Here is a 12,652-nt window from a genome sequence, read left to right as displayed (position 1 = left end):
GGCGGCCCCGGTCAGCGGGTCAGGATTCGAACGCGTTGTCGAGGTACTGGTCGACGTTCTCGGCCGTGACGACCGGCGCCGCCAGCATGATCCGCTTCGGCACGCCCTGGGACACCAGATCGGACATGTTCTTGTCCTGGGCGATCAGGCGGGCCAGCGTAATGCCGTCGGCCGCCTGGGTCGACGGGTAGATGACCGTCGCCTCGAGCACCGAGTCGCCGGACTGGATCGCGCGCATGGCGTTGGCCGAACCCGCGCCGCCGACCATGAAGAACTCGTCGCGGCCGGCGTTCTCGATGGCGGCCAGCACGCCGACGCCCTGGTCGTCGTCGTGGTTCCAGATGGCGTCGATCTCCGGCGCGGCCTGCAGCAGGTTGGCCGCCGCCTCCTCGCCGGACTCGACGGTGAACTCCGCCGCGACCCGGTTGTCGACGTCGAGGCCGCAGTCGGCCAGGGCGTCGGCGAAGCCCTGGCTGCGGTCCTGGGTGAGCGGGAGGGAGTCGATGCCGGCGACCTCGGCGACGACGGCATCGGGCTGGTCGCCCAGGCGGGAGCAGACGTAGGTGCCCGCCGAGACGCCCATGCCGTAGTTGTCGCCGAGGATCGTCGACCGGGACGCGAACGGGCTGGAGAACTCCCGGTCGACGTTGATCACCGGGATGCCGGCCTCCATGGCCTCCAGGGCGACCGGGGTGAGAGCGGCACCGTCGAACGGCAGCAGCACGATCGCGTCGACGCCCTCGTTGATGAACGTCTCCACCTGCGCGATCTGGGTGCTGACGTCGTTGGTGCCCTCGGCGACGGTGAGCTCGACGTCCTCGTACTGCTCGGCCTGCTCCCGGGCGGCCTCGGTGATCGCGGCCATCCAGCCGTGGTCGGCAGCCGGGGCGGAGAACCCGATGCGCACCGTCTCGCCGGCCTCGTCGTTGGAGCTGGCGACGTTGTCGGTGTCGGTGGCCCCGGTGTCCGCGGGCTCGTTGCTCGTGCAACCGGCCAGCAGCGCGCCGGCGCCGATGAGCGCCACCGCGGTGTGGGTGGTCAGGCGCCGGGTCGGGCGCCGCCTCGCTGCGGTCATCTTCTCTCCTCGGTTCGCCCCGGCGGCGGTGCCAGGGGTCGGGGTGGTGCGCCGCGGACCGGTGGTCCGGCGGTCGGTGCGACCGGGTTGGGGGACGCCGGGGCGCCCCCAGCCCGGCCGGGTCTAGGAGCGGTCGGTCGTGCCGCCGGGACGGGCTCCGCCGGGCGCGCCGGGTGCGCTCGTACCGCCGGAGACCGATCCGGCCGGCGTGCCGGGTGCGGCGCCGGCACCGGAGGACGAGACGCCGCCGGCCGACCGGCGGAAGCTGAACCCACCGGTGGCCACCCGCTGCTGCAGCAGGACGGCGAGCACGATGATCACGCCGCGGGCGACGGCCTGCGCCGAGCTGGACAGGTTGTTGAGCGTGAAGACGTTGCCGAGCGTGGTGAAGATCAGCACGCCGAAGACCGTGCCGACGATCGTGCCGCGGCCACCGATCAGCAGCGTGCCGCCGATGACGACGGCGGCGATGGCGTCGAGCTCGTAGAGCAGGCCGTGCGTGGAGGTGCCGGTCGTCGTCCGGGCCACGAGCATCACCGCCGCGATGCCGCAGGTGACCCCCGACAGCACGTACAGCCAGACGGTGTGCCGCTGCACCCGGATACCGGCCAGCCGGGCCGCCTCGGCGTTGCCGCCGACGGCGAAGGTGCGCCGGCCGAACGTCGTGCGGTTGAGCAGCACCCAGCCGGCCACCGCGACGAGGGCGAAGATGATGACCAGCGTCGGCACGCCGAGCACGTCGCCGTCGAAGAAGGCGTGGAAGGCCTGGTTGTCCAGGATCTGGGTGCGCCGGTTGGAGATGATCTCGGCCAGGCCACGGGCCGCGGCGAGCATCGCGAGGGTGGCGATGAAGGCGACGATCCTGCCGTATGCGATGACGATGCCGTTGACCAGCCCGGCTCCTGCGCCGACCAGGATCGCGGTGAGCACGATGACGATCCAGTGGAAGTCCTGCGCCATCGCCTGCGTCGCCAGCGTCGTGGCCCAGACCGACGACAGCGCGACCAGCGCCCCCACGGACAGGTCGATCCCGCCGCCGATGATCACGAAGGTCATGCCGACGCTGACCACGCCGATGACCGCGGCCAGCCGCAGGATCGTGAGCACGTTGTCGATGTCGACGAACCGGTCGGGCGCGGTGGCCGCGCCGACCGCGCACAGGATGCCCAGGGCGATGACCAGGCCGAGGTTGCGGCCGAGCGGGCCGGACAGGAAGCCCGATCCCGTGCCGCCGCCCGGCCCGCGAGCGGCGGCCGGCGAGGTGGCCCCCTCCGTCACGGTCGCGGTGCTGCTCTCGCTCATGCTGTGTCCCTCTCACCCATGTGGGGGCCGCCTTCTCCAGCGGCGCGCGACCGGGCGGCCGCCTGCTCCATGACCAGGTCGAGCACGCGGTGCTCGTCGAGCGCGGACGCGGGCTGCTCGGTGACGACGGAGCCCTCGGCGATGACCAGCACCCGGTCGGCCAGCCCCAGCACCTCGGGGATCTCGCTCGACACGACGACGACGGCGACCCCGCGATCGGCCAGGCCGCGGATCAGGGCGTAGATCTCCGACCGCGCGCCGACGTCCACGCCGCGGGTGGGCTCGTCGAGGAGCAGCACCCGGCAGTCGCGCAGCAGCCACCGGGCGAGCACGACCTTCTGCTGGTTGCCGCCCGACAGCGTCCGCACCTCGCGGCCGACGTCGGCCGGGCGCACGTCGAGGGCGTCGACCTGGGCCTGTGCCGCCTGCTTCTCCTCACGGCCGGACAGGAAGCCCGCGCGGGCGAACCGGCGCAGGCTGGAGATGCTGATGTTGCGGGCCACCGAGTCGCCGAGCAGCAGGGCCTGGCTCTTGCGCTCCTCGGGGGCGAGGCCCAGCCCGGCGTCCACGGCGGCCGCGACGTCGCCGGGGCGCAGTCGGCGGCCGGCGACCCGCACCGTGCCCGCCGTCGGCTTCCGCGCGCCGCAGATGGTCTCCAGGATCTCCGACCGGCCAGAGCCCACCAGCCCGGCGAGCCCGACGATCTCGCCGGGCCGCACGGTGAAGGAGACGTCGGCGAACCGGCCGCGCAGGCCCAGGTCCTCGACCGCCAGCAGCGGCTCGCCGTCGCGGAGCGCGGACGACCGCTCGGGGAAGACGTACTCGATGTCCCGCCCCGTCATCAGCGTGATGACCTGCCGGGTCGGCGTCTCGCGGGCGGGCAGGCCGGTGGCGACCGTGCGGCCGTCCTTGAGGACGGTGATCCGGTCGCCGACCTGCCGGATCTCCTCGAGCCGGTGGGAGATGTAGACGACGGCGACGCCGCCGGCGGTCAGCTCGCGGATCACGCCGAAGAGGCGCTCGACCTCCTCGTTGTCCAGCACCGCCGAGGGCTCGTCCATGACGATCAGCCGGGCGTCCTGGGAGAGCGCCCGCGCCATGCTGACCATCTGCTGGGACGCCGCCGACAGCGAGCCGAGCTCGGCGGCGGGCCGGATCTCGGGGTGCCCGAGCCGCGCGAGCAGCTCCGCGGTGGCGCGGTTGGCCGACGCCATCCGGGCGAGGCCGAACCGGGAACGTTCCCGGCCGAGGAAGACGTTGTCGGCCACGGTGAGCCCGGGCACGAGGTCGAGTTCCTGGTAGATGGTGGCGATGCCGTGCGACATGGCGGCCTGCGGATCGCCGAGCGTGACCGGCTCGCCTGCCCAGCTGATCGTGCCGGCGTCGGGCTGGTGGGCGCCGGCGAGCACCTTGATCAGCGTGGACTTGCCGGCCCCGTTCTGGCCCAGCAGGCAGTGCACCTCGCCGGCCCGCACGTCGAGGTCGACGCCGTCGAGTGCGCGAACCCCGGGGAACGTCTTGACGATCCCGTGCATCTCGAGCAGCGGCGCTCCACTGCGGGAGCCGCCGCCCGGCCCTGGTCCATCGGCCACATCGCCACCTCGAGACTTTTGCTCACTTCTGACCATTAGTCCGTCGAGGCAGCAACCTATGTGCGCCGTCACAGCGGGTCAAGGGTGTGCAGCGGGGTTACCGAACCGATACCTGCGCCATGGCTGCCGGCACCCGCGGCGCACCGGCGGCTGATAACCGCCACCATGCGCATCCCGGCGCGTTCCGACGCCTGATGACCGCCACCACGCGCATGTCGGCGGCGCCAGGGATGCGGCGGAGAGGGCCGCGACGGGGCGCTGCTCGCGCCGGCGCTAGCGCGCGAGCGCCTGGACGGAGTCCTCGTCGAGGTATTCCTCGATGGCCATCAGCGCGGCACCGACGCGTCCGGACAGGTCGGGAGCCTCGCTGACGGTGATCTCCAGGGCCCGTGCGGCCAGCGGCATGGACCGCCGGTAGACGGCCTCCCGGATGCCGGCGAGCAGCGGCACGCCGGCCTGGGCGACGCCGCCGGTCATGACGATGCGGTGCGGGTTGAAGAAGTTGACCAGCGAGGCGAGCACGGTGCCGATCGTGCGACCCGCGTCCCGGACCAGTCCGAGCGCGACCCCGTCGCCCTGCGCCGCCAGCCGCACCACCTCACGCACGGTGGCGACCGGCAGCCCCGCCGCGATGGCGTCCCGCAGCAGCGCTCCCCCGCCCGCGATGGCCTCCAGGCAGTTGTCCTGCCCGCACCGGCAGGCGACGGTGCGCCCGTCCGGCTGCGCGACGTGGATGTGCCCGATGTCGCCGGCGCTGCCCTGCGCGCCGCGGTAGACCCGGCCGTCGACGATGACCCCGCAGCCGATGCCGGTGCCGACCTTCACGACCAGGACGTCCTGCACCGATCCGGCGACGCCCATCTCGCCCAGCGCCATCACGTTCACGTCGTTGTCGACGTAGACCGGGCAGTCGTAGCGCCCGAAGGCGCTGGGCACCGGGTAGTCGTGCCAGCCCGGCATGATCGGCGGATGGGAGGGACGGCCGGTCGAGAACTCGACCGGCCCGGGCACCCCTACGCCGACCGCGCACACGTCGGCAGGGGTCAACCCGACCTCGGCCAGCACCTGCTGGGCCAGCCGGTCGACCTCTGCCAGCACCGGCGCGGGCCCGTCGGCGATGTCGATCGGATGACCGACGGTGCCCAGGATCTGCGCGGACAGGTCGGTGACGGCGACGTCGACACTGGTCACCCCGAGGTCGACCGCCAGCACGCACCCGGCCCGGCTGTTGAACCGCAGCAGCGTCGGGGGGCGGCCGCCGGTGCTCCAGCCCCGGCCGCCCTCCTCCAGGAGGTTCGCCGAGATCAGCTGGTCCACCCGTGCACTCACCGTGTTCCGCGACGCGCCAGTCAGCGCCACGAGGTCGGCGCGACTGCGCGCGCGGCCGGTGCGCACGTGCCGCAGCAGCACGCCGGCCGAGGCAGAGGTGGACGCCACGCCGTCATAGTGACACGCCGGAACCCTGGCCCCAGGGCACGTGGACCGATGGGGGGAGACCACCCCTCGGCTCGGCACGGTTGGGCACAGGTGCACGGGGCACTGCTCGGAGGTGCGCGGATCGAGCGCTGCACGCACTCCGTCGACCAGAGAGGTGTTCCCCGTGGGCCTGCCCATCACCCTGTCCGAGATCGCGCCCCGCATCTCCGCCGGCGCGTTCATCCTCAACAGCGGTCTCGGCAAGCGCGGCGCCGACGAGCAGGCCGCCGCCGGCATGCACGGCTTCGCCGCCGGCACGTACCCGTTCCTCGGGAAGATGGAGCCGAAGCAGTTCGCACAGGCGCTGTCGACGGCGGAGATCGCCATCGGCGCCGCGTTGCTGACGCCGTTCGTGCCGACCGCCGTCGCGGGTGCCGCGCTCACCGCCTTCTCCGGCGGGCTGCTGGGCCTCTACCTGAAGACGCCGGGCATGCGGAAGGAAGGCAGCCTCGCCCCCACCGAGCAGGGGCTGGCGATCGCCAAGGACAGCTGGCTGCTCGGCATCGGCGTCGGCCTGCTGGTGCGCGGCACCGTCGACCGCGAGCCGCGCCGGGTGCGGAAGGCGGCGAAGACCCTGGACAAGGCGAACAAGCGGGCCGCCAAGGCGCGTCGGCGCCTCGGCGACTGATCCCGCCCGGGAGCTCCTCCCCCGGCAGGTGCACCAGGCCGACCAGCCGGCGGCGGCGTCCGTCGCCCGGCTGGTCGGCCGCGCCTGCAGCACGTCCCATCCGGATGGCCCCCCGCTGACGAAGAGTTGACGTCCCGGGTGCGACGCCCCTCCTCCGGGACGCGCGGACGCCGTGTGCAACCCAGCGGACGGCACCGCCGACCCGAGGAGTGCGCATGTCCCGTTCGACCCGTTCCCGTTCCCGCGTCTCCGGGCGGATGCGTGGGGCGGCCTCCGCTCTCACCCTCGCCGGGGTCCTCGCCGTCACCTCGGCCTGCGGCGGGAGCGAGGCCGACATGGACGGCGCCGCTGCAGCGCCGTCCAGCCCGTCGCAGTCCTCGGCTCCGTCCTCCGCCGAGCCCCCGGCCCAGTCCGCGACCCAGTCCTCCGCGCCGGCCGGGCAGCAGGAGGCGGAGACCGTCGAGGCGCAGCTGGTCGACTTCGCCATCGAGCTCGGCGAGGACAGTTTCGCCGCCGGCAGCTACGAGTTCGCCGTGGCCAACGAGGGGGGTGCCAGCCACGACTTCGTCGTCGAGCGCGACGGTGAGGACGTCGCCGCCACGGAGATCCTCCAGCCGGGCCAGTCGGAGACGCTCACGGTCGACCTCGAGCCGGGTACGTACGTGGTCTACTGCTCCGTCGGCAACCACCGGTCGATGGGCATGGAGATCACCATCGAGGTGGCGTGATGACCGCCGTCACGGCACCGGCACGGTCCCGGTCGACCCTCACCTGGGGGCTGCGCGCCACCGGGGCGGCCCTGCTGGCCGCGATGGGCTGGCTGCACCTGGAGCTGTGGGTCGACGGCTACCGCACGATCGACGTCATCGGGCCGGCGTTCCTGCTCGACGGGATCGCCGGGTTGGGTCTGGCGGTCCTGCTGCTGGCAGTGCCCCGGCGGCTGCTGGCCGGGGCGGCCGCCCTGGGCGCACTGGTTTCAGCCGGCACGCTGGCGGCCCTGCTGCTGTCCACCACCGTGGGCCTGTTCGGGTTCGTGGAGTCGACCGCGGCGCCGCTGTGGTGGGAGACGTTCTGGATCGAGGCGGCGGCGGCCGTCGTCCTCACCGGACTGGCCGTCGTCTCCCGGCGGCGCCCGGCCTGACCGGAGCGGGTGGGCCGGAAACCCGCCCGCCCGCTCCGGTACCGGTCAGCGGACGCCGAGCAGGTGCTCCATGGCCAGCTGGTCGAGCCGCTCGAACTGCAGACCGCGGGCACCCAGGGCCTCCGGGTCGTGGGCTTCGTCGCGCAGCGCGTCCAGGCTCTCGCCCTCGGCCAGGGTCGGGACGGCGAGCTCTGCGACCCGGGCGGCCTCCAGGGCCTCGGCGACCTCCGGGTCGGCGCGGAACGCCTGCGCCTTCTCCTTGAGGATCAGGTAGTTGCGCATGCAGGCACGGGCGGTCTCCCAGACGCCGTCCATGTCCTCGGTCCGCGGCGGCTTGTAGTCGAAGTGCAGGTAGCCGTCGTAGGCCTTGCCGGTGCCGGCACCCAGCAGGGTGTCGACGGTCCAGAACGCACCACGCAGGTTGCCTGCGCCGAAGCGCAGGTCCTGGTCGAAGCGCGGGCCGTGCTGGCCGTTGAGGTCGACGTGGAAGAGCTTGTCGTGCCACAACGCCTGGGCGATGCCGTGGGCGAAGTTCAGCCCGGCCATCTCCTCGTGGCCGACCTCGGGGTTGAGGCCGACGCGGTCGGGCTCCTCCAGCTCGTTGATGAAGGCGATCGCGTGCCCGATGGTGGGCAGCAGGATGTCGCCGCGCGGCTCGTTGGGCTTGGGCTCCAGGGCGAACCGGATGTCGTAGCCCTTGTCGCGCACGTAGGCGCAGAGGACGTCGAGGCCCTCCTTGTACCGGTCGAGCGCGGCGGCGACGTCCTTGGTCCCGCCGGACTCCGCACCCTCGCGGCCGCCCCACAGGACGTACGTCTTCGCGCCCAGCTCGGCGGCCAGGTCGATGTTGCGCAGCACCTTCGCGATCGCGTACCGGCGGACCGCGCGGTCGTTGGCGGTGAAGCCGCCGTCCTTGAACACCGGGGCGCCGAACAGGTTGGTGGTCGCCATCTCGACGCCGACGCCGGTCTCGGCGAGCGCCTTCTTGAACCGCTCGAGGGTGGCCTCGCGGGTCGGCTCGTCGGGCACCAGGTCGTCGTCGTGGAAGGTGACGGCGGCGGCGCCGAGCTCGGCCAGCCGGTGGACGGCCTCGACCGGGTCCAGCAGCGGGCGGACCGGGCCGCCGAAGACGTCGACGCCCTGCCAGCCCACGGTCCAGAGACCGAAGCTGAACTTGTCGTCCTTGCTGGGGGTGAATCGGTCGGTCATGCGGGGATCTCCGTCCAGAGGGGTCGATTGCGGACACTGCGTTCGGGCACGGCGGGGGTCACCGGGCGCCCGCGGGCGCGAGGTCCGGCACCGGGACCAGCGTGGGGTCGTCGAAGACCGATTCGAGGGCCACGTGGGCGCCGCCGCGGACGGCGGCGGTGAAGCCGAGGGTCGAGAGGGCGACGCGGGCGCCGGCGATCCCGGGCCCGAGCACCCGGGCCTGGAGCTCGGCCAGCAGGGGCTCGAGGAGGAACCGCCCCAGGACGGCGAAGTAGCCGCCGAGGATCACCACGCCGGGGTTGAACAGGTTGACCAGGACGGCGGCGCCGGTGCCCAGCGACCGGCCCACCTGCTCCAGGGCGGCCAGCGTGCGGAGGTCGCCGTCCTCGGCCCGGCGGGCCACCTCGGCCAGCCGGGTCTCCAGGTCCCGGCCCGGGTCGTGCACCGGGTCCCCGGGGTCGGCGGCGGCGCGCAGCAGGGCCGCCAGCCCGACGACGGTCTCCCAGCAGCCGCGCCGGCCGCACCCGCAGACGGCGCCCGGGTCGCCGAGGGAGGTGTGCCCCACCTCGCCGGAGAGCCCGCCGGCGCCGCGCAGCAGCCGCCCGGCCACGATCACGCCGCCACCGACACCGACCTCGCCGGTCAGGTAGACCAGGTCGGGCGTGCGCGCCTCGGAACCCATGGCCCATTCGGCGATGGCGGAGAGGTTGGCATCGTTCTCCACCCGGATCGGGAAGTCGACGTCCAGCCGCGCCCGCAACCCGTCCAGGACGGCGACGTCCTGCCAGCCGATGTTCGGCGCCAGGGTCACGACGCCGTCGACGCTGCGCACCAGGCCGGCGACGGCCACGGTGAGGCCGGCGGGGCGGGCGCCCCGGCCGGCGACCGCCGCGACGGCGTCGGTGACCAGGCCGGCCACCGCATCCAGCGTGCGCTCGGCACCGAGCGCGGGGACGTCGAGGGCCAGGCGCTGCTCGAACAGCACCTCGCCGCGCAGGTCGAGGACGAGTGCGGCGGCGTAGTCGACGTTGAGCTCCACGCCGATGCCGCAGACGCAGGCTCCGTCCAGGTGCACGATCAGGCCGGGGCGGCCGACCGAGCCGGCCCGGTCGACGTCACCGGTGCTGACCAGACGCCGTTCGGCCAGCTCGGCGACGAGGCTGGACACCGTCGCCTTGTTCAGGCCGGTCTCCTGGGCGATCCGCGCGCGGGAGCGGGGGCCGGAGTCCCGCAGGTGGCGCAGCACCAGCCCGAGGTTGGTGCGCCGCACGGTGGCCTGGTCGGCCGGGGCGCGCCGCTCGGAGGAGTCGTCGTACAGGGACGGTCCGGTGCCCATCGCCACCTCCTCGAGCGGGTCCCACGGCATTCGTCGGTTCCATCAACAAATTAGGGCTGGGGACGACGGCGGTCAAGACCCGCCCCTCCCTCCCGCGGCGCCCTCGACCGGGCAGCCCGCGGCCCGGCCGCCTAAGGTCCCCTTCCCATGACCCCCGTCTCGCTGCCGCACCTCCCCGCGGCCGGCCCCGTCCGCGTTCCCGCCCGTCCGGACCGGAGCCCGGTCCGATGACGCTCGTGGCGGGCGTCGACACCTCGACCCAGGCCTGCAAGGTGGTGGTCCGGGACGCCGACACCGGCGAGCTCGTCCGCTCCGGCCGCGCGCCGCACCCCGCGGGCACCGAGGTCGCGCCCCATGCCTGGGAGGAGGCGTTCCGCGCCGCGGCCGCCGAGGCCGGCGGGCTGGACGACGTCGCCGCCGTCGCCGTCGGCGGCCAGCAGCACGGCATGGTCTGCCTCGACGAGCGCGGCGAGGTGGTCCGCGACGCGCTGCTGTGGAACGACGTCCGCTCCGCGCCGGCCGCCGCCGAGCTGATCCGCGAGCTCGGCGACGGCGACGAGGCCGCGGGCCGCCGGGCCTGGGCCGACGCCGTGGGCCTGGTGCCGGTCGCCTCGTTCACCGCGACCAAGCTGCGCTGGCTGGCCGACGCCGAGCCGGCGAACGCCGACCGCACCGCCGCGGTGTGCCTGCCCCACGACTGGCTGACCTGGCGGCTGTCCGCCGACCGTGACCTGCGCACGCTGGTCACCGACCGCGGGGACGCCAGCGGCACCGCCTACTGGTCGGCCCGCACCGGCGAGTACCGGCTCGACCTGCTCGAGCGCGCCATGCGCGGGCGCCGGCCCGCCGTCCCCCGGGTGGCCGGACCGGCCGAACGGGTCGGCGCGCTCGCCGGCAGCAGCGCCGTCCTCGGTCCCGGCACCGGCGACAACGCGGCCGCTGCCCTGGGGCTGGCGGCACGGCCCGGTGACGTCGTCGTCTCCATCGGCACGTCCGGCGTGGTGTCGGCCGTGACCCCGACCGCGGTGGCCGACGTGACCGGCACCGTCGCCGGCTTCGCCGACGCCACCGGCAACCACCTCCCGCTGGTCGCCACCCTGAACGCCGCCCGGGTGCTCGACGCCGCGGCCGCGCTGCTCGGCGTGGACCACGAGACGTTGTCGGAGCTGGCGCTGTCGGCGCCCTCGGGCGCGGACGGGCTCGTCCTCGTCCCCTACCTCGAGGGCGAGCGGACGCCGAACCTCCCCGACGCCACCGGCTCGGTGCACGGGCTCACGCTGCGCACCTCCACATCGGCGCACTGGGCGCGGGCCGCGATCGAAGGGTTGCTCTGCGGGCTGGCCGACGGCATCGAGGCGGTCGTCGCCCAGGGCGTGACCGTGGAGCGGGTGCTGCTGATCGGCGGCGCGGCGCGCTCCCCGGCCGTGCAGCAGCTGGCCCCGGGGATCTTCGGCCGGCCGGTGCTGGTGCCGCCGCCCGGCGAGTACGTGGCCGACGGCGCGGCCCGGCAGGCGGCCTGGGTGCTCTCGGGCGCCGATGCCGCACCGGAGTGGTCGCAGCCGGGGCTGGCCGAGTTCGACGGGCCGCCGGCGACCGCCGTCCGGGAGCGCTACGCGGAGGTGCGCGGCCGGACCGACGGCCAGTAGGAGGATCGGTCGGAGGGAGCCGACTACGGCAGCACGATGAATTCGCGTCCACTGGTTCGCGGACTCGGCTGGCTGGTGGCGGCCCACTCGGGGGCAGTGGGGCCGCCGACGCGTTCCCGCGGGAACGCTGTGGGGGTGAGCGGCTCGACGACGTTCCCGCGGGAACGCCCAGCAGCGACGGGTGAGGTGTACGGCCCACTCCGGGACGCCAGTCCGTCCAGTCCATGGCGTGCCAGTGCGGACCGCTGGAGTGACGCCCGGACAAGTTGCAGGTGGCTCCGTCACGCGCCATCGCCGCCCGGAGCGGGTCGGCTCGGTTCAGGGCCATGGCGTCAGTCGTCCGCCCCGCGGGTCGCCGCCGAAGGGGTGGCCACTGGGTCTGATGACATTGGCGGGACGGGTGGGGTGACGGATCTGGCGAATCGGTCCGTTTCGGGACGCGTCGTCGCTGGCGTCGCCGACATTCCCGACGACATCCCTCGCCGGCCACGAGGTCCGGCGCACTCACGGAGGAATCTCAACGTGTCGCAGCAGACGCCCTACGAGCCGGCGACCGGTCCGGTCCAATCCACCGAGTACCCGTCGGGACAGCCGGCCCACGGCTACGGCATCCCCGGCTTCGAGCCCACTCCCCAGCGCACCAACACGATGGCGATCCTGGGCCTGATCTTCGCCTTCGTGTTCAGCCCGCTGGGCATCTTGTTCAGCGCCCTCGGCCTGAGCCAGATCAAGAAGCGGCGCGAAGGCGGCCGCGGTCTGGCCATCGCCGGGCTGATCCTGTCGATCGTCTTTACGCTCCTCGCCCTGCTGGCGTCCTTCTTCATCTTCGCGGCGGTCCAGGAGGCCGCAGAGACGGGTGCGATGGCGGAGACCCAGGCCACGGCCCCGGTCGATGAGCCGGCCGGGGACCCCTCGGGCGTGCTCGCGGCGTGCGAGGTCATTGCTCCCGCCCTGGGCGAGTTCGACGCGGGCGTGGCGACCGTCACCACGCCCGAGGAGTACGCGCTGCTCGTCACCGACGTGCGCACCACGCTCGAGGGTGCGGCCGCCAGCACCTCGGACCCGGTGTTCGTCCAGGATGTGCAGCTGATGTCGGACAACCTGCAGCTGACCGCGGATGCCATCAGCGCCGGCGAGGACCCCTCGTACCTGGACGCCGCGCTGACCGAGGATGACGCCCGCGTGGGCGAAGCCTGCGCCGCAGCCGGCTACTGACACCTGAACGAGAAAGCGCCGGGCCGGCTCCG

The 12,652-nt window shown here is 73.9% G+C and carries 11 protein-coding genes; 5 read left to right on the top strand and 6 right to left on the bottom strand.

Features of this window, described 5'->3' with window-relative positions:
• Nucleotides 1-19: 19 nt before the first annotated feature.
• From QOZ86_RS15580 to QOZ86_RS15565, 4 genes are all read right to left on the bottom strand, one after another.
• Nucleotides 20-1,075, bottom strand: coding sequence for a substrate-binding domain-containing protein (locus QOZ86_RS15580; protein WP_284492897.1), 1,056 nt, complete (start codon nt 1,073-1,075; stop codon nt 20-22).
• Nucleotides 1,076-1,198: 123 nt separating this feature from the next.
• Nucleotides 1,199-2,377 (bottom strand): ABC transporter permease, encoded by a 1,179-nt coding sequence (locus tag QOZ86_RS15575; RefSeq protein ID WP_284492896.1) that lies wholly within the window; start codon nt 2,375-2,377, stop codon nt 1,199-1,201.
• Complete coding sequence (locus QOZ86_RS15570; RefSeq protein ID WP_284492895.1) at nt 2,374-3,969, bottom strand: sugar ABC transporter ATP-binding protein; 1,596 nt, start codon at nt 3,967-3,969, stop codon at nt 2,374-2,376. Before QOZ86_RS15570 ends, QOZ86_RS15575 begins: the two co-directional genes overlap by 4 nt.
• 273 nt (nt 3,970-4,242) lie before the next feature.
• Nucleotides 4,243-5,406 carry an ROK family protein gene (locus tag QOZ86_RS15565; protein WP_284492894.1) on the bottom strand — a complete coding sequence of 388 codons (1,164 nt, stop codon included), beginning with the start codon at nt 5,404-5,406 and terminating at the stop codon, nt 4,243-4,245.
• Between the two features lie 163 nt (nt 5,407-5,569).
• Here QOZ86_RS15565 and QOZ86_RS15560 point away from each other — a divergent pair, with 163 nt between their 5' ends.
• The 3 genes from QOZ86_RS15560 to QOZ86_RS15550 all read left to right on the top strand — a co-directional run bounded on the left by QOZ86_RS15560 (nt 5,570) and on the right by QOZ86_RS15550 (nt 7,214).
• Nucleotides 5,570-6,073: a hypothetical protein gene (locus QOZ86_RS15560; protein ID WP_284492893.1), complete on the top strand. Its 504-nt coding sequence runs from the start codon at nt 5,570-5,572 to the stop codon at nt 6,071-6,073.
• A gap of 215 nt (nt 6,074-6,288) precedes the next feature.
• Nucleotides 6,289-6,801, top strand: a complete 513-nt coding sequence (locus tag QOZ86_RS15555; RefSeq protein ID WP_284492892.1) for a cupredoxin domain-containing protein — start codon at nt 6,289-6,291, stop codon at nt 6,799-6,801.
• On the top strand, nt 6,801-7,214 hold the full coding sequence (locus tag QOZ86_RS15550; RefSeq protein WP_284492891.1) for a hypothetical protein: 414 nt from the start codon (nt 6,801-6,803) through the stop codon (nt 7,212-7,214). Before QOZ86_RS15555 ends, QOZ86_RS15550 begins: the two co-directional genes overlap by 1 nt.
• A gap of 45 nt (nt 7,215-7,259) precedes the next feature.
• Here QOZ86_RS15550 and xylA read toward each other — a convergent pair whose 3' ends face one another.
• A complete protein-coding gene (gene xylA / locus QOZ86_RS15545) occupies nt 7,260-8,423 on the bottom strand; it encodes a xylose isomerase (RefSeq protein WP_284492890.1) in 1,164 nt (387 codons plus the stop codon).
• Nucleotides 8,424-8,481: 58 nt separating this feature from the next.
• Nucleotides 8,482-9,789 carry an ROK family transcriptional regulator gene (locus QOZ86_RS15540; RefSeq protein WP_284492889.1) on the bottom strand — a complete coding sequence of 436 codons (1,308 nt, stop codon included), beginning with the start codon at nt 9,787-9,789 and terminating at the stop codon, nt 8,482-8,484.
• Between the two features lie 197 nt (nt 9,790-9,986).
• Here QOZ86_RS15540 and QOZ86_RS15535 point away from each other — a divergent pair, with 197 nt between their 5' ends.
• Together QOZ86_RS15535 and QOZ86_RS15530 are read left to right on the top strand one after the other, a co-directional pair.
• Entirely contained in the window at nt 9,987-11,405 is a 1,419-nt protein-coding gene (locus QOZ86_RS15535; RefSeq protein WP_284492888.1) for an FGGY-family carbohydrate kinase, read from the top strand.
• A gap of 522 nt (nt 11,406-11,927) precedes the next feature.
• Nucleotides 11,928-12,620 carry a DUF4190 domain-containing protein gene (locus tag QOZ86_RS15530; protein WP_284492887.1) on the top strand — a complete coding sequence of 231 codons (693 nt, stop codon included), beginning with the start codon at nt 11,928-11,930 and terminating at the stop codon, nt 12,618-12,620.
• Nucleotides 12,621-12,652: the final 32 nt, after the last annotated feature.

Source organism: Blastococcus capsensis, assembly GCF_030165005.1.
Lineage (GTDB): Bacteria > Actinomycetota > Actinomycetes > Mycobacteriales > Geodermatophilaceae > Blastococcus > Blastococcus capsensis.
The sequence above is the reverse complement of the archived record's forward strand: the minus strand, read 5'-3'. Positions and strand labels throughout refer to the sequence as shown.

What these genes read in the sequence shown, in the direction of transcription:
- QOZ86_RS15580 (WP_284492897.1), bottom strand. Translation starts at nt 1,075, where the DNA reads ATGACCGCAGCGAGGCGGCGCCCGACCCGGCGCCTGACCACCCACACC.
- QOZ86_RS15575 (WP_284492896.1), bottom strand. Translation starts at nt 2,377, where the DNA reads ATGAGCGAGAGCAGCACCGCGACCGTGACGGAGGGGGCCACCTCGCCG.
- QOZ86_RS15555 (WP_284492892.1), top strand. Translation starts at nt 6,289, where the DNA reads ATGTCCCGTTCGACCCGTTCCCGTTCCCGCGTCTCCGGGCGGATGCGT.
- QOZ86_RS15550 (WP_284492891.1), top strand. Translation starts at nt 6,801, where the DNA reads ATGACCGCCGTCACGGCACCGGCACGGTCCCGGTCGACCCTCACCTGG.
- xylA (WP_284492890.1), bottom strand. Translation starts at nt 8,423, where the DNA reads ATGACCGACCGATTCACCCCCAGCAAGGACGACAAGTTCAGCTTCGGT.
- QOZ86_RS15540 (WP_284492889.1), bottom strand. Translation starts at nt 9,789, where the DNA reads ATGCCGTGGGACCCGCTCGAGGAGGTGGCGATGGGCACCGGACCGTCC.
- QOZ86_RS15535 (WP_284492888.1), top strand. Translation starts at nt 9,987, where the DNA reads ATGACGCTCGTGGCGGGCGTCGACACCTCGACCCAGGCCTGCAAGGTG.